Source organism: Streptomyces violaceorubidus (assembly GCF_000717995.1).
GTDB lineage: Bacteria > Actinomycetota > Actinomycetes > Streptomycetales > Streptomycetaceae > Streptomyces > Streptomyces violaceorubidus.
Genome location: NZ_JODM01000008.1, coordinates 23,954 through 44,424, shown reverse-complemented (window position 1 = coordinate 44,424; position 20,471 = coordinate 23,954). Strand labels below are relative to the sequence as shown.

The 20,471-nt window shown below is 71.9% G+C and carries 14 protein-coding genes and 2 pseudogenes; 6 read left to right on the top strand and 10 right to left on the bottom strand.

The window, feature by feature from the left end; all coding sequences use genetic code 11:
- Window positions 1–38: 38 nt before the first annotated feature.
- The 7 genes and pseudogenes from IE94_RS0113525 to IE94_RS0113495 form a co-directional block, all read right to left on the bottom strand.
- A pseudogene (locus IE94_RS0113525) lies at window positions 39–371 on the bottom strand (SDR family NAD(P)-dependent oxidoreductase); the annotation flags it as partial.
- Window positions 372–419: 48 nt separating this feature from the next.
- A complete protein-coding gene (locus IE94_RS0113520) occupies window positions 420–1,391 on the bottom strand; it encodes a fumarylacetoacetate hydrolase family protein (protein WP_030182999.1) in 972 nt (323 codons plus the stop codon).
- Between the two features lie 98 nt (window positions 1,392–1,489).
- Entirely contained in the window at window positions 1,490–2,428 is a 939-nt protein-coding gene (locus IE94_RS0113515) for a VOC family protein (protein WP_030182998.1), read from the bottom strand.
- A 13-nt stretch (window positions 2,429–2,441) separates the two neighbouring features.
- Complete coding sequence (locus IE94_RS0113510; RefSeq protein ID WP_030182995.1) at window positions 2,442–3,467, bottom strand: amidohydrolase family protein; 1,026 nt, start codon at window positions 3,465–3,467, stop codon at window positions 2,442–2,444.
- Window positions 3,464–4,594: an FAD-dependent oxidoreductase gene (locus IE94_RS0113505; RefSeq protein WP_030182993.1), complete on the bottom strand. Its 1,131-nt coding sequence runs from the start codon at window positions 4,592–4,594 to the stop codon at window positions 3,464–3,466. Before IE94_RS0113505 ends, IE94_RS0113510 begins: the two co-directional genes overlap by 4 nt.
- Window positions 4,595–4,617: 23 nt before the next feature.
- Window positions 4,618–5,580 (bottom strand): cyclase family protein, encoded by a 963-nt coding sequence (locus tag IE94_RS0113500; RefSeq protein WP_030182991.1) that lies wholly within the window; start codon window positions 5,578–5,580, stop codon window positions 4,618–4,620.
- Entirely contained in the window at window positions 5,577–6,578 is a 1,002-nt protein-coding gene (locus IE94_RS0113495; RefSeq protein WP_030182990.1) for a fumarylacetoacetate hydrolase family protein, read from the bottom strand. The genes IE94_RS0113500 and IE94_RS0113495 overlap by 4 nt, the downstream gene beginning before the upstream one ends.
- Before the next feature lie 127 nt (window positions 6,579–6,705).
- Here IE94_RS0113495 and IE94_RS0113490 point away from each other — a divergent pair, with 127 nt between their 5' ends.
- Complete coding sequence (locus IE94_RS0113490; RefSeq protein WP_030182987.1) at window positions 6,706–7,623, top strand: LysR family transcriptional regulator; 918 nt, start codon at window positions 6,706–6,708, stop codon at window positions 7,621–7,623.
- A gap of 111 nt (window positions 7,624–7,734) precedes the next feature.
- On the opposite strand, the pseudogene IE94_RS0113485 reads toward IE94_RS0113490, so the two are convergent.
- Window positions 7,735–8,790, bottom strand: a pseudogene (locus tag IE94_RS0113485) (VOC family protein); the annotation flags it as partial.
- 23 nt (window positions 8,791–8,813) lie between these two features.
- Between IE94_RS0113485 and IE94_RS0113480 the strand changes: the two are divergent.
- Together IE94_RS0113480 and IE94_RS0113475 are read left to right on the top strand one after the other, a co-directional pair.
- A complete protein-coding gene (locus IE94_RS0113480; protein ID WP_030182984.1) occupies window positions 8,814–9,923 on the top strand; it encodes a hypothetical protein in 1,110 nt (369 codons plus the stop codon).
- 51 nt (window positions 9,924–9,974) lie between these two features.
- Window positions 9,975–10,835 carry a DUF3592 domain-containing protein gene (locus IE94_RS0113475; protein ID WP_030182982.1) on the top strand — a complete coding sequence of 287 codons (861 nt, stop codon included), beginning with the start codon at window positions 9,975–9,977 and terminating at the stop codon, window positions 10,833–10,835.
- Between the two features lie 90 nt (window positions 10,836–10,925).
- Here the strand turns inward: IE94_RS0113475 and IE94_RS0113470 are convergent, their stop codons facing one another.
- On the bottom strand, window positions 10,926–12,050 hold the full coding sequence (locus IE94_RS0113470) for an SMI1/KNR4 family protein (RefSeq protein ID WP_030182980.1): 1,125 nt from the start codon (window positions 12,048–12,050) through the stop codon (window positions 10,926–10,928).
- A 344-nt stretch (window positions 12,051–12,394) separates the two neighbouring features.
- Here IE94_RS0113470 and IE94_RS0113465 point away from each other — a divergent pair, with 344 nt between their 5' ends.
- The 3 genes from IE94_RS0113465 to IE94_RS35520 all read left to right on the top strand — a co-directional run bounded on the left by IE94_RS0113465 (window position 12,395) and on the right by IE94_RS35520 (window position 16,295).
- The gene (locus IE94_RS0113465; protein WP_030182978.1) at window positions 12,395–12,784 is read left to right on the top strand and encodes a hypothetical protein; all 390 of its coding nucleotides are present in this window, start codon (window positions 12,395–12,397) and stop codon (window positions 12,782–12,784) included.
- A 171-nt stretch (window positions 12,785–12,955) separates the two neighbouring features.
- Window positions 12,956–13,957, top strand: a complete 1,002-nt coding sequence (locus IE94_RS0113460; protein WP_245235245.1) for a hypothetical protein — start codon at window positions 12,956–12,958, stop codon at window positions 13,955–13,957.
- A gap of 1,126 nt (window positions 13,958–15,083) precedes the next feature.
- A complete protein-coding gene (locus IE94_RS35520) occupies window positions 15,084–16,295 on the top strand; it encodes a M48 family metallopeptidase (protein WP_245235244.1) in 1,212 nt (403 codons plus the stop codon).
- Window positions 16,296–16,656: 361 nt separating this feature from the next.
- Here the strand turns inward: IE94_RS35520 and IE94_RS0113450 are convergent, their stop codons facing one another.
- Window positions 16,657–20,418, bottom strand: coding sequence for a S8 family serine peptidase (locus IE94_RS0113450; RefSeq protein ID WP_106977842.1), 3,762 nt, complete (start codon window positions 20,416–20,418; stop codon window positions 16,657–16,659).
- Window positions 20,419–20,471 lie beyond the last annotated feature (53 nt).

Sequence of the window (20,471 nt, the reverse complement as noted above, 5' to 3'; positions counted from 1 at the left end):
ACCGGAGCGGTCGTGAGACGACCACATGTCCGGCCGCCTCACGGCAGTTCCCCGCGCAGGCCGTCGGAGACGGACTTGACGCCGCCGTGCGCGGTCATGCCGCCGTCCACCGGGATCTCCGCGCCGCTGATGAACGATGCGTCGTCGGAGAGCAGGAACAGGACGAGGGGGGCCACCTCGTCGACGGTTCCGGTGCGGCCGAGCGGTGTCTCCCGGATGTTGGCCTCGCGGAAGGCGGGCGCGGCGGAGGCCGTCATCCCCGTCTCGATGTGACCGGGGTGGATCGTATTGACGCGGATGCCGCACGGGCCGAGCTCCAGGGCGGCCGTCCTGGACAGGCCGCGCAGCGCCCACTTGCTGGTGGTGTAGGCATGTGACGACCACGACCTTGCCGAGCAGCCTCGTGGTGCGCGGGCCGCTCACGGGCGCTCCCGGCCCCGGCGCCGGCCGGCCGGCAGCGGTACGGGCGCCGCACCGGGCACGACGGTGCTGGACACGGTGCCGATGCCCTCGACGGTGAGGGTGACGGTGTCGCCGGGCTTGAGAGGCGGCGGGGTCCGTTCGCCGCGCCGGCCCCACAGCTCGGCCAGGCAGCCGCCGTTGCCGCAGGTGCCGGAGCCGAGGACGTCGCCGGGGACGACGCGGGTGCCCCGGGAGGCGTAGGCGGTCATCTCCTCGAACGTCCAGCTCATGTGGGACAGCAGATCCTCACCGACCTTCTCGCCGTTCACCGCGGCGGTCAGCGCGAGCCGCAGGAAGCCGTCGCCGTCGCGGTGGGACGCGAGTTCGTCGGCGGTGACGAGGTACGGGCCGAGGGTGGTGGCGGTGTCCTTGCCCTTGCAGGGGCCGAGACCGACTTTCATCTCCGCCGACTGGAGGTCCCGCGCGGACCAGTCGTTGAACACGGTGTAGCCGACGATGTGGTCGCGGGCCTGCTCGGGGGTGAGGTCACGGCCCTCGCGGCCGACGACCGCGGCGACCTCCAGCTCGAAGTCCAGCACGGCCGAGCCGGGCGGCATCGGGATGTCGTCGTGGGGGCCGTGGATCGCGTGCGGGTTGGTGAAGTAGAAGGTCGGGGCCGCGTACCACTGCTCGGGCACGCCACCGGTGCCCTCCACGGAGCGGCGCACCCCTTCGACGTGCTCCTCGAAGGTGACGAAGTCCCGCACGGAGGTGGGCTCCAGCGGGGCCAGCAGCCGGACCTGGGAGACATGGGGTCCGGGCGGCACGTCCAGGGCCGCGGCGCCGGCGGCGAGCAGACCGGGCAGCCCGTCGGTCTCCCGGATCAGTGCCGTGAGCGAGGTGACACCCGGCAGGGGCAGGAGGGTGCCGTCCTCCTCCACGACCGCCACCCGGCGGCGGTGCTGGTGTTCGTAAGCGGCGAAACGCATGGTGCGGCTCCATCGGCGTGCGGTCGGGGGTCGGGGACGCGCCGGCGGGCGTCAGAGCGGGGCCGTCGAGGCCGCGTCCCCGGAGTCGGTGGGGTGGCTCAGACGGGCGGGGCCACGAACACACCGCGGTCGGGGTCGTTGAAGGACTCCTTGGCGACGAGCTCGTTCATGGCGTTGGCGGTGCCCCACTGGTCGGTGACCTCGGGCTTGGAGAAGTCGTAGACGTGGGGGTGCCAGGTGTCCTCGTCCAGGCACTCCAGTTCGGTGGTGTACTCGACGGTGTTGCCGTGCGGGTCCAGGAAGTACGTGAACGTGTTGTCCCCGGCCATGTGCCGGCCCGGGCCCCAGATCTTCCTGAAGCCCGCGCGCATGACCCGGCCCGAGCCGCGCATGTACTCGTCGAGGCCGCGCATCTCGAAGGAGACGTGGTGCAGGGCGGTGTGCGGGCCCTGGGCGATGGCCATCGAGTGGTGCTGGTTGCTGATCCGCATGAAGTGCATGACCTCGCCCATGTGCGGCGAGCTGAGCGTGTCGGAGAGGGCGAAACCGAGGTGGCGCTCGTACCACTGGCGGGTCCGGTTCAGGTCGGGGGAGTTGAGGACCACGTGGCTCAGCTTGACCGGGATGGACTCCTTCTCCTCGATCCTGCGGTGCTGCCTGACCTCGACGTCGGCCGAGACCTCGATGGTGCGGCCGTCGACGTCGAAGAAGCGGAAGCCGTAGCCGCCGCCGGGGGTGTCGACCCGGCCCGGCCGGGACACCAGACGGACGCCGCCGGCGAGCAGCCGCTCGGCGAGGGTGTCCACGTCGGCGGCGGACGCGGCACCGTAGGAGACGAGGTCGAGACGCTTCTCCCCGGCCCTGCGCAGCCGGACGACGTACTGCTCGGGGGAGCCCTCGGCGGCGAGGAAGGAGATCCCGGAGTCCTCGGCGACCTTGGTCAGGCCCCAGACGCCGGCGTAGAAGTCAAGCTGCTTGTCGTAGTCGGGCACGGCGAGATCGACGTGCCGCAGGTGGGTGAGCAGGCGTGCGCTCATGGGGTGGTCCTCCTCAGGCGATGGCGAGGTTGAGCAGGGCGGCGGCGTTCCGGCCGCGTACGGCGTCGAGGTCGGCCTCGGACAGGCGTGCGGCGCGCAGGGCACCGACCGGGTCCTCGGCACCCATGTCGAAGGGGAAGTCGGACCCGAGGAGCACCCGGTCGGCCCCGGCGACCCGGACCAGCTCCCGCAGCACGTGCGGATCGTGGACGAGGGAGTCGAAGTACAGCCGCTTGAGGTAGCTGCTGGGCGGGTGGGCGCAGCCCGCGCCCGCGTCGGAACGGGCCGACCAGGCGTGGTCGGCGCGGCCGATGTGCGTGGGCAGGTAACCGCCGCCGTGCGCGGCGACCAGCTTCAGCCCGGGGTGCCGGTCGAGCACCCCGGAGAAGATCAGGTGGGAGAGGGCGACGGCGTTCTCGGTGGGCTGGCCGACGCTGTTGGACAGGTACCACTGGTCCAGGCGCTCGTCGAGCGTGCAGCCGAAGGGGTGCAGGAAGACGATCGCGCCCGTCTCCTCGGCCCGGGTCCACAAGGGCTCGTAGGCCGGGTCGGACAGCTCCCGCCCCGGGGCGTGGCTGGAGATCTCCACTCCGCACAGGCCCTGCGCCAGGGCGTGGTCGAGGGCGTCCACGGCCGGCCCGGGATGCTGGAGGGGCACCAGCCCGAGCCCGCGCAGCCGGTCCGGGGCGGCCGAACAGTGCGCGGCCGTCGCCTCGTTGGCCAGGCGGTACACCTTCTCGGCCGTCTCCTGGTCCGCCCAGTAGTGGTAGTGCGAGGGCGAAGGGCTGACCAACTGCACGTCCACGCCCCGCGCGTCCATCACGGCCAGGCGCACCGCGGCGTCGGTCAGCAGCGGGACGCGTTCGCGCACCATCGGCCCACTGACGGCGAGGGCCGCGGGGCCGTTGCGCCGGGCGTCCAGCTCCCCGGCCTCGGCGTGCCCGGGCAGGCCCGCGACGAGCGCGTCGACCTCGGGCAGCAGGACGTGCGCGTGCACGTCGACGGCCGGTGCGGTCCCCGCAGAGGTGGGCGTCCTCACGGCAGCTCCCGCAGCATGGTCATGGTGCGGCCCATGAGGCCGGGTATGTCGGCGTCCCGGACTCCGTCGAGCTGCCACTGGCCGAGCTGCACGGAGGCCTCGACGACCGGCCGGACCCGGGCGATCCGCCGCTCGTGGTACGCCTGGAACAGGGCGTCGTCCCAGCTGTCGGCACCGGCCAGCATCTCGGCGAGGACGAGGGCGTCCTCCAGGGACAGGGCGGCCCCCTGGGCGAGGGTGGGCGGGCAGCAGTGGGCGGCGTCGCCGATCAGCACGACGCGGCCGCGGTGCCAGGACCCCTCGACCAGCATGCGGTCGAACCAGGTGTAGTTGACCTTCGCCGGATCGGTCAGATGAGCGGTGATCTCCGGCCAGAAGCCGCCGTACGCCGAGGCCAGGCGCCGCATCTCCTCGGCGTAGCTCTCCGGCGGGATCGTGGTGCGGTCGCGGTTGGCCTCGACGACGTACGCGTACAGCGTCGTGTCGCTGGTGGGGCAGTAACCGGCGATGTAGGCGGGGCCGCCGTAGGCGAGGTCGGTGCGGACGACGCCCGCCGGACGCGGGGCGGCGATGCGCCAGATCGCCATGCCGGTGGGTTCGGGCCTGTCGGTGATGCCGACGGCGGCGCGGGTCGTGGAGCCGAGGCCGTCCGCGGCGACGACGAGGTCGTAGCGGGCCTCGGTGCCGTCGCTGAGGCGTACGGCGACACCGTCGGCGTCCTGGCCGAGGATCTCGGCGGTGGTGCCGAGGCGGACGGTGGCGCCACTGGCGCGCACGGCCCCGATGAGGATCTGCTGGAGGCGGGGGCGTTGCATGCCCACGGTGGCGGGCAGGTCGTCGCCGCCGGTGCGCAGGTCGTCCTGGACGTGCAGCACGGTGCCGTCGGGGGCGGTGATGCCGACCGAGTCGAAGCCGTACCCGGATGCCTCCACCTCCTGCCAGACACCGAGTTCGCGCAGCACGCGCAGGGCGTTGCCCTGGAGGGTGATGCCGGAACCGGCGGTGGCGTTCCAGTCGTCCTTGGCCTCGATCAGGTCCACGGCGACTCCGGCGCGGCGCAGCAGGATCGTCACGGCGTTGCCTGCCGCGCCGCCACCGACGACGAGGACCGTGCGGGGCTGGGTCATGAAGAACTCCTTCGTTCCTCGGTCTACTTGACCGCGATCGGGTTGACGGGCGAGCCGACCGCGCCCGTGATGGGCAGGGGCGCCGCGGTGAGCCAGAACGCGTACCGGCCGTCGTTCGCGCAGTCCTCGGCGAGGGCGTCCAGGTCCCACATCTCACCGATCAGCAGACCGAGGTGGGGGATCGCGACCTGGTGCAGCGGCTGGAAGGCGTGCTCGAACTCGTTGGGCCGCACCTCGAACCCCCAGGTGTCGGTGGCGATCGCGGCGATCTCGCTGCCGTGCAGCCAGCCGGCCGTGGTGAAGGACAGGCCGGGAGCGGGGCCGCCCGCGTAGTCGCCCCAGCCCTCGCGCCGGACCCGGGTGAGCTGCCCGGTGCGTACCAGCACGAGGTCTCCGCGGCCCACGCTCACGCCCTGGGCCGCGGCGGTCGCCGTCAGGTGCTCCTCGGTGATCGCGAAACCGTCGGGCAGCTCCCCGTCCTCGCCGACGGTGCGGCCGACGTCCAGCAGGACACCGCGTCCGGCCACGTGCGGGGCCATGTGCTCGATGCCGGTGACCAGGTCGCCGTCGGAGGTGACGACCTTCTCGGCGGCACGGCCGTTCCACGCCCTGCCGTGGTCGAAGATGTGGCCGAGCCCGTCCCACTGCGTCGAGCACTGCAACGGCATCGCGATGACGTCGTCGGCGCCGCCGATGCCGTGCGGGAGGCCCTGGTTGCCGAGCGCGGCGTCGGTGCCGGTGTCCAGCATGGTGTGCACCGGATTGGTGCGCCTGCGCCAGCCCTTTTGCGGGCCGTCGATGTCGAACCGCTGGGAGAGCGAGAAGCTGACGCCCCGACGTACGAGCGCGGCACTCTCGCGGCGTTTCGCCTCGTCGAGGAAGTTGAGCGTGCCCAGCACGTCGTCCTCGCCCCAACGGCCCCAGTTGGAGTACGCCTTCGCGGCGCGCGCTATCGAGCCCTCGGGGTCCGTGCGGTCCAAGGTCACTCGGCCACCTCCGCCACGCAGCGGGTGCGCTGGGCACCGAGCCCGGTGATGGCGGCGTCCATGACGTCACCGTCGCGCAGCAGCCGTCCCCAGTGCATGCCGTTGCCGGCGGGGGAGCCGGTGAGCACCAGGTCGCCGGGGAGGAGCCGGGCGGTCCGGGAGGCGTAGGACACCATCCGCGCCACGTCGAAGATCATGTCCTTGGTCGACTCGTCCTGCATGGTCTCGCCGTTCAGCTTCAGCGTCAGACGCAGGTCGCCCGGGTCCGCAACCGACCCGGCCGGCACGATCCAGGGGCCGAGCGGCGTGAAGCCGGGCGCGTTCTTGCTGCGCAGCCAGTCCGTGCCGATCTGCGGCATGTCACGGCGGAAGACCGTGGCGCGGTCGGTCAGATCGTTGGCGATCGTGTAACCGGCGACATGGCCGAGGGCCTCCTCGACGGACACCCGGTGCGTGGGCCGGCCGATCACCACCGCCAACTCCAGCTCCCAGTCGGGCTTGTCGGCCCAGTGCGGGAGCACCACGTCGTCGTAGGGACCGGTGATCGCGCTCGGCAGGCCGATGAACACGTACGGCAGGTCCTCGGCGGCCCGCCGGTCCATGATCTCGGCGGCCTCGGCGCGCCGTTCCTCCTCCGGACGCTCGTCCCCCGGGGCCCGGTGCGCCACGTGCAGGTCGATCACGTGCTGCCGGTAGTTGGCACCGGACTGGAACACCTGGCGCGGCTCGACGGGAGCGTGCACGCGGAACTCCGCCAGCGGCCTGCGCGCCAGGGCACCGTCACCGGCCAGTGCGGCCAGCCGCGGTGCCGCGGACTCCCAGTCGTCCAGGAGCGCGCGCATGCTCCGGCCGCTGTCGCCGAGGGCGGGACGCAGGTCGAGCACCAGGGCGTCGGGGGTGACGAGAGCGGGGAAGGCGGCATCCCCGGGAGCGGAAAGGGTGGCCAGGGCGAAGGGTCCGGCGAAGAGGGCGGACGCGGCTTCAGGTTTCACGGACATGTCCTCCTGATTGCGGTGGCACTAATCTGGACCCGCCCGTCGCGATCAGGGAAATCAATTCCGTGGATGACGATCATCCGCCGAACGAATTCCCGCAGGTCGTCGCCGTACAGCCAGGGAAGAGGCCATGAATCTCAGCCGTCTGGACCTCAATCTCGTCGTCGCCCTGCGGGCGCTCCTCGAGGAGCGCAACGTCACCCGTGCCGGGCAGCGCGTCGGTCTCAGCCAGCCCGCGATGAGCGCGGCCCTGTCCCGGCTGCGCCGCCACTTCGACGACGAGCTGCTCGCCCGGGTCGGCGGCCACTACGAGCTGACCGCCCTCGGCCAGGTCCTCCTGGACCGCACCGCCACGGCGTACGACGTGCTGGAGCGCCTCTTCGCCAGCCAGGCGGACTTCGACCCGGCCAGGGAGCAGCGGGAGTTCAAGCTGATCGCCTCCGACTACGCCGTCGCGGTCTTCGGCGCCGAGCTGGCCCGGGTGATGCACGAGGAGGCGCCGGGCATCCGGCTGCGCTTCGCGCAGACCCCGACCACGGTGGTGGACGCCACGGACACACTGCTGAGTACGTCCGACGGACTGCTGATGCCGTACGGCGTCATCAGCGACTTCCCCGCCACCGACCTGTACGCGGACCACTGGGTCTTCCTCGTCGCCGACGACCATCCGGGCGTCGAGGACCGGCTCACCCGGCAGGATCTGGCGCGCCTGCCCTGGGTCACCTACCAGCGCACCTACGACGCCCCGGCCGTGCGCCAGCTCGGCATGCTGGGTATCGAACCCCGGGTCGAGGTCTCCGTCGACAGCTTCCAGATCATCCCGCTGCTGGTGGCCGGCACCCGCCGTATCGCCCTCGTCCAGGCCCGTCTGGCCCGGCTCCTGGCACCGCTCGCGGCCGTCCGCGTGGTGGAGCCGCCGTACGAGGCGGTGCCGCTGCGGGAGGCGATGTGGTGGCACCCCGTGCACACGCACGACGCGGCCCACATCTGGCTGCGCGAGACCGCCGCCCGCGTCGGCAGAGGCATGGCCGGCGAGTCCGAGGGGTGAGGAGCCGCCGACGGCGGGGCGCCGACGTGCCTCGTTCGAGCATGCGTCCCGGCGGGCGGTCCGCCCACCCCCGCCGTGGCGCACGGTGCGGATGGCTTCCGTCCGACCGGTTCAGCCGCCGGCGAAGCCGCGGGCCGCGTGCTGTGCGGCCAGGCGCACCGGAGCGTTCGGTGGGCCGTAGCCGCGGTAGCCGCCGTCGCGCTGGACGAGTTCGAAGAGGACCCGGCCGACGGTGCGCGTGTAGCAGTGCCGGAAGGTGCCGTAGGCGTCGCGGTCGTAGAGGATGCCCAGCTCCCGGTACGTCTCCAGCTCGCCGTCGGCGAACTCGTGGCGGGCGGCGAGGCCGTCGTAGTAGTTGGCCGGGATCGGCAGCAGCTCGCCACCGGCCGCACGGTGGTCGCGGGCGGCGGCCACCACGTCGTCGGTGGCCAGCGCGACGTGCTGGGCGTGCGCCGTGTCGTCGGTGGGGGCCGCGCCGACGGTGAGGACGATCCGGACGGCGCCGTCGTCGGTGGAGACGGCGCGGCTGCGCAGCAGCCCGTGGGGGTCGGCGACGTCCACGCTCTCCTGCGAGCGCAGCCCGAGGACGGCTCGGTGGAAGAGCGCCGCCTCGTCGAACTGGTGCCAGGGCTGGGTCAGGGACAGGTGGTCGACCCGCCAGCCGCCGTCGTTTCCGGCACCGGCACCGGCACCGGCACCGGTACTGGCACCGGCACCGGCACCGGCCCGCGCACCGGCGTCGGCGGCTCCGACGTTCTCGAAGTCCGCTCGCCAGTCGGGCAGTCCGGGGCGCTCGGTGGCGCAGAAGAACAACTCCGTGCCGTCGGGTGCCGCGACCGCCTCCAGCGGGGCGTCCCCGGGTCCGCGGCGGCGTGGCAGCAGCGGGGCGAGCAGAGCCTCGGCCCGGCGGGCTCCCCGGGCGGGGTCGGGCGTCTCCAGGCCGACGGTGACCAGTCGGGTGCCGTCGCGGCGCTCGGCCCCTTCGGTGTTGACCAGCACCCGGGCGTCGCCCCGCTGCCACAGGTCGGTCCCGACGGAGGAACTCGGCGAGGACGTACGCCGCAGGGGGACACGGTCGGAGCCGGAGACGGTGAAGGCCTGACCCACGGGGCCGGCCTCCTTCGGCAGGCCCGAGGCCGGGACGTTCGAAGAGCTACCGGTCGGCACCCGAGCCCGGCACAATCACCCGTATGCCGATCACCACGGGTGCGCCGCCCACGCGCACCACCCCCGCTGCTGTCGCCTCGGGGTTCCTCACGGGCGGTGTGATCGGGGCCTCGCTGGCCGCTCTCGTCGTCGGCGGCATCGTCGGGAACGCGCCCCTGTTTGTGACGGGTTTGGCCCTGCCCGCGGTCTACGGCCTGCTCTTCCACCTCGCCGGCGCACCGCGAAGGGCACGGGAGGCGGCGCTCGCGCCCCGCACCGCGCTCGCGATGATCGAGAGCCGGGAGGCCGTCGGGGGTGAGGCGACGAGCGACGTGGCGGTGCGGTTCGAGCTCACGGTCGCGCCGGACGACGTACCGGCGTACCGCGTCGCGTTCACGCAGAACATCAACCTCGTCGAGCTGCCCGACTACCGGCCGCGTGGCGTCGTGGTGGTGCAGTACCCGCCGGACCGGCCGTGGCGGGTGAGGATCGTGAAGCGGCCGACACCTAAGTGGGAGGAGCGGGCGGCCGGGGCCCGCGTCGACTCCGCGCCCGGCCCCGCCATGGTGGGCGAGACCCCCGAGAGCAGTGCCGTCGGCGTCGTCACGCTGCTCGCCCTGCTGCTCGCCGCGGCCGGCGTCGTCCTGCTGTTCCGCGCCGACCTGTTCGACCAGGACACCTCCGCGCACCCACCCTCCGCCACGGGGCCGTCGCCGTCGGTCTCCTCCTCCACTTCCTCCTCGTCGACCACGGTGGTGTCGTCGGCGTCCGCCACGGTCGCCCTCGGCCCGGACCAGACGTTCCTCGACAAGGGTGAACTACGCCGCGCGGTCGGCTCGCTCGCCAAGGGCACCAACACGCGCGCGGCGCTCACCGTCGTCGTCCAGGAACGCCTGCTGTCGGTCGTGTACGCGTCCACCGACGCACAGGCTCCGACGTTCGACCCCGATCTGCTCCCCTACGACCGATTCCCCGCGCTGGTCAAGGAGGCGAGGAGCAGCCCGGGGGTCGGTTCCCCGCAGACCTGGCAGATCACCGTCGAACGCCTCACCGGCTCCCTCACCGTCAGGGTCGGTGTGACGGGAACCGAAGGAGCAGCCTCGCTGGAGGCGGACGCGCGGGGCGAGGTGGTGCGGCGCACCCCGGCGCACTGACGGGCGCCACGCCGACCGCATCGACACGGAAGAGAAGAAGAGGGAAGACGCGTGGGCTTGCAGGGATATCTGGCGCTGTGGTGCGGGGCGTTCGGCACCCTCGCGCTGGTCGGGTACGCCCGTTCGCTGGCTGGGGTGACCCGGGCGCAGCGGGCGGTGAGGGTCATGGGGCGGATCGAGCGGGTGCGCGAGCCCAGGCACGGAAGCTCGCAGCACGACGGGATCCCCGTGGTCGTCTCCTTCCAGGACCCGGGCACCGGCCAGGAGTTCACCGTGACGAACGACGGTGACCACGGGGAGAGGATCACGACGGCCTGGACGGGCCGGGAGATCGGAGTCCGCTATCCGCGGGGGAGACCGCATGCCTACCGGTTCGTCGGCGACCTCTGGGCGGGCCGACGCGGGCTCGGGTGGCCCAACTTCGCGATCTTCCTGATCTACGTCGGACTGGTCGTCTTCGCCGCGGTCGACCGGGCATGGCCGTGGGCCTTGATCGGCTTCGGTGTGCCCTGGACCTTGTCCGGGGCCTGGTACCTGCCGCAGAGCGACCGCGCGGTGAGCCGCCGTTTCGAGGGGCTGACCTCCCAACCCCCTGTCCGGGGGCGGGTCGTCGCCGTGCTCACGGACACCAGCACCGACGAGGACGGCCACACCAGTACCAGCCACACGCCGGTCATCGCGTTCACCACCCACGAGGGCACCACCGTCACCGCCTACTGCCCCGACGGGCTGCCCGACCCCGCGCAGTCCCACGGTCGCGACGTCACGGTCCACTACACGTCCGACGATCCCGCCGTGTTCACTGTCAACCTTGCGGCAGAACACCGATCCCGCTCCCTCGACACCGTCTTCGGCGTGGTGGCACTGCTCGTCGGCGTGGCGGCGGTCGTCGCCGGAGCGCTGCTGCTGTGACGCACGACGGGCGCCGGGCACGGCGGTTTCCCTGCCGTGCCCGAGGCGGCTTCTGCCCCTGTCTTGGACGGGACCGACGAGGCCGGTGACTCAATGCTCCTCAGCGGCCGGTTCCGGGTCGTAGGACTCGAACTCGATGTAGTCCAGGGGGTCCTCGTCGCGGCGTCCGAGCCGGGGCAGGCCCTCGGTCGCCAACCGGCCGCGCAGCCACTCCAGCAAGGTCTCGGTGAGGCCGGTACGCAGCGGTGGGCCTTGGTCGGCATGACGCGGCAGAACGATCAACGGCCAGCCCTCCGGTGTGTCCCCTTCGGTCAGCCAGCACAGTTGGTCGCCGTCGATGGAGTCGGCGAAGGGCAGGAATCCCCCGGGCTCGGGATAGACGGCCAGCGGGTGGTACTCAGGGAACTCGGCCCGCTGCCCCTGGTAGGTCTCCGCGTACCACTCGGCCCACGGTGCGAGCGCGTACCGGTCCTCGTCGAAGGGGATGTTGAAGCGCAGCCAGCCGCACCAGGAGCCGCCCCCGTACCGCTCCATCAGTCGTACGTACTCGCCGGGCAGGCGAGTGCCCAGCCGCTTGTACAGCCAGTCCCAGTCGTGCTTCCCGAGCGTGGGCGTCTCCGGCGGCGGGACGAGCTTGACCAGAGTCTCCAGCCCGCTGCCCGCGGTGAGGGCAGCCCGCTGCTGAGCGGTCGGTTCCGGTCGCAGGGGCGGCGGGGCCCACGGAGTGTCCTCCAGGTCGCTCTGCATGCCGCTCCGGGCGGCCACCGGGTGCATGCCGTCGGCCACGAGCCGGGCCAGTGTCGGCACGAGCGGGGTACCGAAGCGCCGCCAGGGGTCGCGGCCCGCGTTCTCGTCGTCCTGGCAGCGCATGACGACCGGCCACTGGTCGGGGTCGTCGGATGCGGTGGTGTCCCAGTAGAGGGTGTCGGCGGTACGGGTGGCGCCGAAGGGAAGGACGCCGGGGGCGTCACGTCGAGTCTGCTGGACCCAGGCACCGTAGTCGAACCAACCCCGGTTGGCACAGGGGACGTGAAGCCAGAGCCGGGCGCCGATGTCGAGGGGGCCGTACGCGGCGGCGATGGCCTTGTAGTCGGCGGGAAGGCGCGTCCCCAGCCAGGACTCGACCGCGGTCCAGTCGACGGGTATGGCGAAGTCGGCCGGTGGATCGCCGAAGATCTCGGCGAAGGCGCTGACATACGGGTCTGAAGCAGTCACGGGGCTGTGGACCTCTACCGGGGTGAACGGCCCCAAGGGGCCATGGGGTGGGGCTGACAAGGGCGGGCAAAGCCCTTGGTGGACAGGGGTTCGCGACCGAGGAAACCGTTCCACCAGAGCTTCGCATGCCTGTCTACCCGTCGGGTGCCGATGTGTCGAGGTCTGCCTCGCGCTTCCTCGGCGTCGACGGCCAGGCCCCAACCTCCCGTGCGGGAGGGCGACCACGACGTGCATCAGTATCCTGCCGTCGGGCGTTCTCTCTCCCCCGCCGTCGGCTCCGCCATCCGACGGGCAGTGGGCAGCAGCCATTGCCGGGGACCCGCTGTTCAGGCCAGGAGGAACCAGTGCCATATCCGCAACGACTCACCCCCGAGGAGAGGCTCGCCGACGCGAAGCAGTTGTTGAGCCTCCCGAGGATCGTCGTGATCTGCGGCTCCACCCGCTTCATGACCGAGATGAACGAGGCGGACGTGCGGGAGACCAAAGCCGGAAAGATCGTCGTCAAACCGGGCTACGACATGAAGTCGCCGCACGAACAGGGCTCCGATCCTGTCGAGGCCGCGGCGCTGAAGGTTCGGCTCGACGATCTGCACCGCTCGAAGATCCGACTCGCTGACGAGGTGCTCGTGGTCGGCGACTACATCGGAGACAGCACCCGAGCCGAAATCGCCTACGCCCGGTCGCTGGGCAAACCCGTGCGCTTCACCCACCCCGAGATCGACCCGGACACCTGACCGCCCGCCGCCCCCTCGACCGGTCGAGGGCTGTCCTCATGACCTGCTCGGGGGTTGCCCGTCTCGTGCCGTAGTGGGCGGCGACGTCGTGGAACTCGGCGCGGGCGGCCTTGGCTCTTCGGGAGGGTGTCAAGGACAATGACCACGCTACGCGGGGGAGCTGGCGGTGCGGTGCGCAGTGTTCTGCCCACCGCCATCAACCTTGCCGTGCTGAGTGCCACGCTGCTGCCAAGTCTGCGCAGTGTGCAGCCGTTCGAACGTCTCACCGGCCTGGCGGAGGGCAGGACCGCGGTGGCCTTTCTGTCGGCGTCGCTCATGCTGGGGCTGGTCCTCAACGCGCTGCAGAACCCGCTCTACCGCATCCTTGAGGGCTACCTTCTGTGGCCCTCCGCCGCCTACGAACGCGGCTGTCGTCGCCACCGCAGGCGGCGGCAGGCATGGTCGGACCGGCTGGCTGTTCTGCGCCTGGAGAGGCGAGCCGGGGAAGGCCCCCTTCCTCCGGCCCAAGCCGCTGAGCTTGCCCGCCTGCAAGGAGAGCGAAGCGTGGTCCGCCATCGCGAGCGGGATCGTCGCAGCACCATCATTCGACGCGCCTTGCTGCAGGAGCGTCTCGCCCGTTACCCCGTCGACGACGGCCAGTTGGCCCCCACCCAACTCGGCAACGCGATAAGGCGTTTCGAGGAGTACGCCTACGACAGGTACCGGCTCGATTCGCAACTGCTGTGGAATGATCTGACCGCCACGGCTCCTGAACAGGCACGCCGACAGGTGGACACGGCTCGCACCAGCGTCGACTTCTTCGTATGCCTGCTGTACGGTCACCTCGCCGTCCTGGCCGCAGCCCTGGCCACCCTCGCGTCCCGCCCCGCAGACACCCCCGTCGTGCTCGCGACGGTGGTGGCGCTCTCGGTACTCAGCCCGGTCTGGTACAGGTGCGCGGTCCACGCCACCGACGAATGGGCCGCGGCGGTGCGCGCCCTCATCAATGTCGGACGCGCGTCCTTGGCTGACGCACTGGGACTGATCATGCCCGCACAGCTCGCTGAAGAACGCGAGATGTGGTCGATGGTCTCCCGTCTCTCCCGGATCCCCTACCACGAGAGGGCGGCAGCCCTCGACCGATTCCGACGCGATCCCGCAGCCGCCACACAGGACGACGGGTCAACCGTGTGAGGGGTGGCGGCCCCTTGTGACCGCCCATCGCCCGTGGCACACCTCGGCCGGCCGTCCGGTCAAACCCTCAGCCGATCGCCCACGGACACACCGGCACCGTTCCGTGACTGCTCGCACGGTCCGGTTCGGTGGCGGAAGGCAGGAGGGTTACTCGCATGAAAGTCGTGGTGGTCGAGGGTGAGGGCCTCATGGACGTCGAGACCGCGCTCTGTGTCAGGGACCACGGACATGAGGTCACCCTCGTCCCGGCCCCCGGCCCCCGGCGGCCCGCACGCGCCCACCCCCGACGATCTCGCCGAGGCAGTGCGGGGCTGCTCCGTGGTCGTCGACCTCGCCCGTCAGCCGTCCGTGGACCTGGGAACACTCTCGGAGGAACACGGTCTGGCCGTGGACGAGCCGGCCCTCGTCAGCTCCTGGTCCGGTTCCACCCGTGCACTCCTCAGCGCCGGGGCCGCCGCCGGCGTCCGCCACCGCGCCACTCAGCCCTTCGACGCGGCGGAAGACATCGCGACAGCGGCCACCGAGGACTGGATCGTGTGGGTTCCACCCGCCGAGGTGCGCAACGGACCGAGCACGGTGGCCGACGTCACCACCTGGAACTCGTCGCCGACGAGGGCAGCCTCGAAACGGCACCCTCCGCACCGGACCTCGCGGTCCGCCAGGACTGGACCGGGTCCCGGTACACACCGAGGTCCTGGCGGCTTCGCTCCCGTCCCTGTCGCGCCTGCTGCGGCCAGGACACCCAGCCCTCTCAGCCGACAGCGGGCACATATGGTCTCATCCCCCCTCGGCCGTGCCGCGACTCCAGTGTCCCGAGCAGCACACGTGTTCCCGTTCCACGCTCCGTTCGTGGACACACGGGCAGCTGGGACACGTGTCTGGACCAGACGCCCACGACCACCCCGACGAGCGGCACGCACGACGTCTGCGTCAAGGCCCTGGCACCGCAACGGGCGTCGCGAACATCGAGCAACTGATGCGGATGCCGGGGCGGGTGATTGCGGTGGGATCACGGTCCGGCCTCACACGGGCACCATGTCCTCATCATGGCGGCAACGTGTGATCGGATCATGCCGAATCAGCAGGTGGCGGCTCGGGGAGGGTCGCCCAGGAGGGGACATACGCGATGTCGGCCGCAGTTGAAGAGACCACACAGCCGTGCCCGGAATGCGGCACGGAGATCCGGGGCGACAACCGGTTCACCCTCTGGTGCGCCGCCTGTGACTGGAACGTCGATCCAGGGGAGCCCCAGCCGGAAACGGGACGTCTGGACCGGGCCGAGCGCACCCTGGCCCGGCGCCATGGCGAGCAGTTGCTCGCCGAGATGCTGAGCGGCACCGACGCGCAACCGCGGCGTGACGCCTCGGCGGTGATCGCCACCGCCCTCGCGCTCACCGTGCACGTCGGTACCCTCGCGTTCGCCGTCGCAGGTGTCTGGTGCCTGGCGGCGGGCTGGGGCGGCGCCGGCATGGTGGCGGGCCTGGTACTGCTACTCCTGGCCTGGGCGTTCGCCCCGAAGTTCCGCGCGCTGCCCCACGACCGCCCCGTACTCCTGCGCGGCGACGCGCCCGAGCTGTTCGCCCTGGTGGACGAGGTGGCGAGGGCCGTCGGCACCCGGAGCGTGCACGCCATCGCCGTGGACGGGAGCGTCAACGCGGCGGTCACGACGTACGGAGTGCGCGGCAGACGGCTGCTGGTGCTGGGCATGCCGCTGTGGGAAGTCCTCACTCCCGAGGAGCGGATCGCGCTGCTCGGACACGAACTCGCCCACTATGCCAACGGGGACACGCGCAACGGCCTGGTGGTGGGCACCGCGGCGCGGACCCTGCACCTGTGGCACCACATCCTCCAGCCGCTTCCGAACTCGTCCGGCATCGAGATCTTCGTCAACGCCCTCTACGTCGTGCCACGTCTGCTGGTCGGGGGACTCCTGGCGCTGCTCGCCCGATTGACCTCACGGGCCGGGATCCGAGCCGAGTACCTGGCTGATCGGCTGGCCGCCCGAACCGCTTCCACGCAGGCCGCGGTCGGCCTCATGGACCGGTTGCTCATCGCGGGTTCGCTCGATCTCCGACTGCGCACCGAGGCGAACCGCGCCGCCCTGCGCGGACCGGAGGTCCGAAGGGCCAAGGCGCACGCCGACGACCTCTGGGCAGTGCTCACCGCGTACGCGTTGTCCATTCCCGAGCACGAGTACGAACGGCAGCGGCGCGTAGGAGCCCGTCGCGGCCACCAGGTCGACACCACCCACCCCCCGACCCATCTGCGTCGCGCCAGCCTCCTCGCGCACGTGCCCGAACCGGCCACGGTGACCCCGCAGAAGTGCCGGACGAGCTGATCGCCGCGGAACTCGCCCCGGCCCGCACCGAGGTGGCTCGACGCCTGCTCCGCGGCGACCTCGACGACTGAGCCCTCGCGGCCACGGGTTTCAAGGGGCATCCGCATTCGTGTCGACCGATCACTCCTGTGACACGATGTCACATGACGTTGTCCTTGTCGTCGTGCATCCCGAGCGCCGCCCGCCGACTGCTCGCTCACCCGCGAGTGCGGGACGTTCCTCCTGGTCCTCGCGACGGAACCCGCCGCACCACTTCGGAGGCCTCTGCAGCAGGGCCGACGCCGCCGACGCCTGGGACATGGCGGAATGCCCCGCCTCCGGTTCGACACCGGGGGCGGGGCACCTTGTGCCGCTCAGGCGCTCATCGCAGGCCGAAGGCGCGGATCAGGGTCTGGCTGACGCCGTTGCCCTCGGTGTCCTTCGCGGTCGTCCGCAGGCTCGCGTAACGGGCCTTGTCCGGTGCGTCGAGCCGTGCCGTCCAGCCGTCCGCAGACTTCCGCAGCGCCGTCCGGTGCCAGGTGGCGCCGTCGTCGTACGACACCTCCACGGTCGCCGTGCGGATCGCGCCGGCTCCGGCCGCGCCCTGGAGGTGCGAGGCCGTGACGGTCAGCTCCGTGCGCCGGTGGGCGCGGCCCGACAGATCGGCGTCCACCGCGTAGTCGAGCTGCACCAGGGGCAGCGGGGTGAGACCGGTGGGATCCGTGGTGGCCGAGGTGAAGTCCCAGACGGTGCGGGTGTGGCTCGAGTACGGGCGGTCCGGAAGGTTCCTGTTCCCCTCCAACACGAGCCGGTAGGGCTTGGGATCGGGCGACAGGTCCCCGGCCATGACGATCCGTTCGTTGACGTCCTCGCCCAGCAGTTCGTCGCCCTGGTACAGCGAGATCCTGGACGTGTCGCTGTCGGCCCAGACGACGCCCGCGTGCCCGCCGGAGTCGCCCCACGCGGTCATCACGGAGGTGCTGATGGTGTCACCGGCCCGGAAGGGGCCCTGCCAGCTCGTGCCGTTGTCGCTGAGCAGGCGCGGGTGCTGGATCGGGGCGAACCAGGTCTCCTGTGAGGTGCTGCGCGGCTTGTACGAGCGGGCCACGCCCCGCTGGCCCAGGTCGGACCTGGCGGCGAAGGAGACCCACTGGACGTCGTCGTCCGCGGTGACCCACGAGGTGAGTTCGCCCTGGGACCGGACCTGCGTGGGCGCGGTGCCCAGGGGACGGCCGAGGAGGGAGATGTCCTGCCGGTACTCCACCGCTTGGCCCTGTGACGTGTCGCGGAACGTCTCGTCGACGCGCGCCAGCTCCCCGGGGCCGGGTCGGTAGGACGGGTCCCGGGGAACCGCGCCGTCGTGGTGGCGGACCAGGTCGTAGGCGTAGCGGGGGGAGGGGTGGGAGACGACCTGGAGCGTGGTCGTGCCGGTCCCGCGGAGCCGGGCCAGCAGCCGCGTGCTGTCGTCGGTGCCCAGCGACGCCACCGGCAGCGGAGCGGCCTCCGGCAGGTCGGCCCAGGGATCGAACTTCCCGTACCCGTCGTTCAGGATCAGGAGCTGCCGCGCCCCGGCCCTCGCCGCCGCGGCTGCCTGGTCCGTCGGGGCCACCGTGTCGCTGCGGCGTACGACCGCGACGCGATCCCGGACCCCGGCCCGGCGGAACTCGGCCGCAGAGCCGTCACCCGCCCAGACGGCCCGGTCGGCACGCGTGCCCTCGGGCAGTCGGGGTGACAGGGTCTGGACCGTGACGTCGTCGAAGGTCTGTGAGCCCGCCGAGAACGTCAGCGGAGGCTGGATCTGCCGCCAGCGGGTCGCGAAGGTGTACGAGCCCGTCCGCACCTTGGGCGTGGGGGTGACCCACAGGCTGTCGTAGCGCCAGTACTCGGCCAGATAGCTGTCCATGAAGGGGAACAGTCCGGTGTTGCCGCGGTACTGGTCGATCCGCAGGAACTGGTTGGCCGTGGGCCGTGGTGTGACGGCGGCGGCCTTGCGCAGGTCGTCGGCGTCGAAGGCGACCGTGCGGTCCGCGCCGAGGTCGACGTCGGGTGCGGCGAACATCGCGAAGCCCAGCGTGTGCGTGCCGTCGACACCGGGCACGGCGGAGTTCATCCACACCGAGTAGGTGCTCGGGGACAACCGGAGGTCCAGCCGTCCCGAGGCGTCCACGGTGTGGATCTCCGGCGCGGTGTTGCGCTCGACGTCCTTGAGGATGACGGTCCCGGACAGCGGCTCGTCGTGGCGGTCCTTCGCCGTGAGCGTCAGGGTCGCCCGACGGCCCTCCTTGTTCACTCCGACCGGGGTGCGGGCCAGCACGGCCGCGTCGGCGCCGGTGGCGACCAGGCGCGTGGCGTACGCCCGGTTGTCCTCGGCCGCGTCGAGGTGTGTGATCACGCCGACGGTCGCGGTGCCGTGCGCGGGCACGGTCACCTGCGTGTCCGACAGGGTGAACAGGCCCTCGGGCAGCTGAGCCGGACTCAGCGCGAGGTCCAGCGTGAGGGGGGCGGGGCCCAGGTTGGTGTAGGTGACGTCCCGGCGGACGGTCTGACCCGGGGCGTACGGGTAGTGCGTCTGCGCGAACGCGTCACCGGACGCCAGCAGCGTCGAGCGCACCGCGGCGGCGACGTCCACCCGCCCGCTGCCCGCCTCGAACGGGCTGAAGCGCTGGGTGCCGGCCGTGGTGCCGACCAGCGCCTCCTTGAGTCGCTGCCCCGTCCAGTCGGGGTGCTCGGCGGCCAGCAGGGCCGCGGCGCCCGCCACATGCGGTGTGGCCATCGAGGTGCCGGACATGGACTGGTAGGCGCCCTCGCCCTCCGGCGCATACTGCGAGCGCGCGGCGAGCACGCCCACACCCGGTGCGGTCAGGTCCGGCTTGATGGCGTTGTCGCCCACGCGGGGACCGCGGCTGGAGAAGTCCGCGAGCTGATCGACGCCCTTGCCGGGACCGTTCACCGCACCCACCGTCAGCGCCGCGTCGGCGGCGGCGGGCGAGCCCACGGTGTACGCCTCCGGACCGGAGTTGCCCGCGGCGACGACGAAGAGCGCCCCGGTCTCTTCACTGAGCCGGTTTACCGCCTCGCTGAGCGGATCGGTGCCATCGGTGGGGGAGTCGCCCAGGCTCATGCTGACGATCTTCGCGTGCTGTTCGCGGACCGCCCACTCCATCCCGGCGAGGACCCAGGAATCCTGACCGCCCCCGCTGTTGTCGAGGACCTTGCCGATGTGCAGCGACGCGCCAGGGGCGACACCCTTCTCGACCCAGCCGGACGCGGCGCCCGTCCCGGCCACGGTGGATGCCACATGGGTGCCGTGACCGTTCCGGTCGGTGACGTCCTGGTCCGGCACGAAACTCGCGGTGGCGGCGATGCGCCCGGCGAAGTCCGGGTGGCCCGCGTCGATGCCGGTGTCCAGCACGGCGACGTCCACGCCCGCACCGGTGTTGCCGCCCGACCAGACCTCCGGGGCCCCTATCTGCGCCGTCGTGTCCGACAGTGTGGCCCGCACCTTGCCGTCCAGCCATACCTTCGCGATGCCGCCGGCCAGCCGGCCCCCGGACGCCGCCGACCGGGCCGCCGAGCCGCCGGCGGCGGTGTCCCCGGTACCGGTGAGCGAGGTCCAGAAGTCGGCCGCGCGGGAGTGCTCCGCGGAAAGGGCGGCACCCTGGATGCTGCTGAGCGCCCGGATCCGGCGGGCGCCCTCGGGCGTCCTCACGTCGCGCGAGCGGGCCGCCGCGTCGGTGTAGGTGACGATGAGCGGCAGACCGTCGGCGCGGGCGTCGTCGTACCCGTCCTTGAGCAGCTCCGTGACGTTGAAGAGCCGCTTGTCCAGGGCTCCCGACCCGATGTACGGGACGGCGGCCTCGGGGTAGACGTAGGTGTCGGAGCCCACCGACATCACATGTGCGCCGCCGCTCCTGCCGTGCGGATCGGTCACCGACAACACGGTCGCCGCGCCGCCCTCGCCGGTCACGGTGACCTTGTCGCCGGTGATCAGTGTCAGGGTGCGGGTCGGCCCCGCCGGGGTAGTGGGCGGCGCGGGGGACATCGTCGCCGGGTCGGCCGAGGCGGCCGGAGCCGTCGCGGTGAGCACCAACAGGGCGGCGATGCCGATGGTCAGCCCGCGTCCGCGGGACCAGGGGATGGGCAAAGGAACCTCATCGATTGGGATGCGATCTGGATGTGCAGGGATCGATCGAAGTC

Excerpts from the sequence above, each read along its gene's own strand:
- IE94_RS0113520 (WP_030182999.1), bottom strand. The coding sequence starts at position 1,391 with ATGCGTTTCGCCGCTTACGAACACCAGCACCGCCGCCGGGTGGCGGTC.
- IE94_RS0113515 (WP_030182998.1), bottom strand. The coding sequence starts at position 2,428 with ATGAGCGCACGCCTGCTCACCCACCTGCGGCACGTCGATCTCGCCGTG.
- IE94_RS0113505 (WP_030182993.1), bottom strand. The coding sequence starts at position 4,594 with ATGACCCAGCCCCGCACGGTCCTCGTCGTCGGTGGCGGCGCGGCAGGC.
- IE94_RS0113495 (WP_030182990.1), bottom strand. The coding sequence starts at position 6,578 with ATGTCCGTGAAACCTGAAGCCGCGTCCGCCCTCTTCGCCGGACCCTTC.
- IE94_RS0113490 (WP_030182987.1), top strand. The coding sequence starts at position 6,706 with ATGAATCTCAGCCGTCTGGACCTCAATCTCGTCGTCGCCCTGCGGGCG.
- IE94_RS0113480 (WP_030182984.1), top strand. The coding sequence starts at position 8,814 with ATGCCGATCACCACGGGTGCGCCGCCCACGCGCACCACCCCCGCTGCT.
- IE94_RS35520 (WP_245235244.1), top strand. The coding sequence starts at position 15,084 with ATGTCGGCCGCAGTTGAAGAGACCACACAGCCGTGCCCGGAATGCGGC.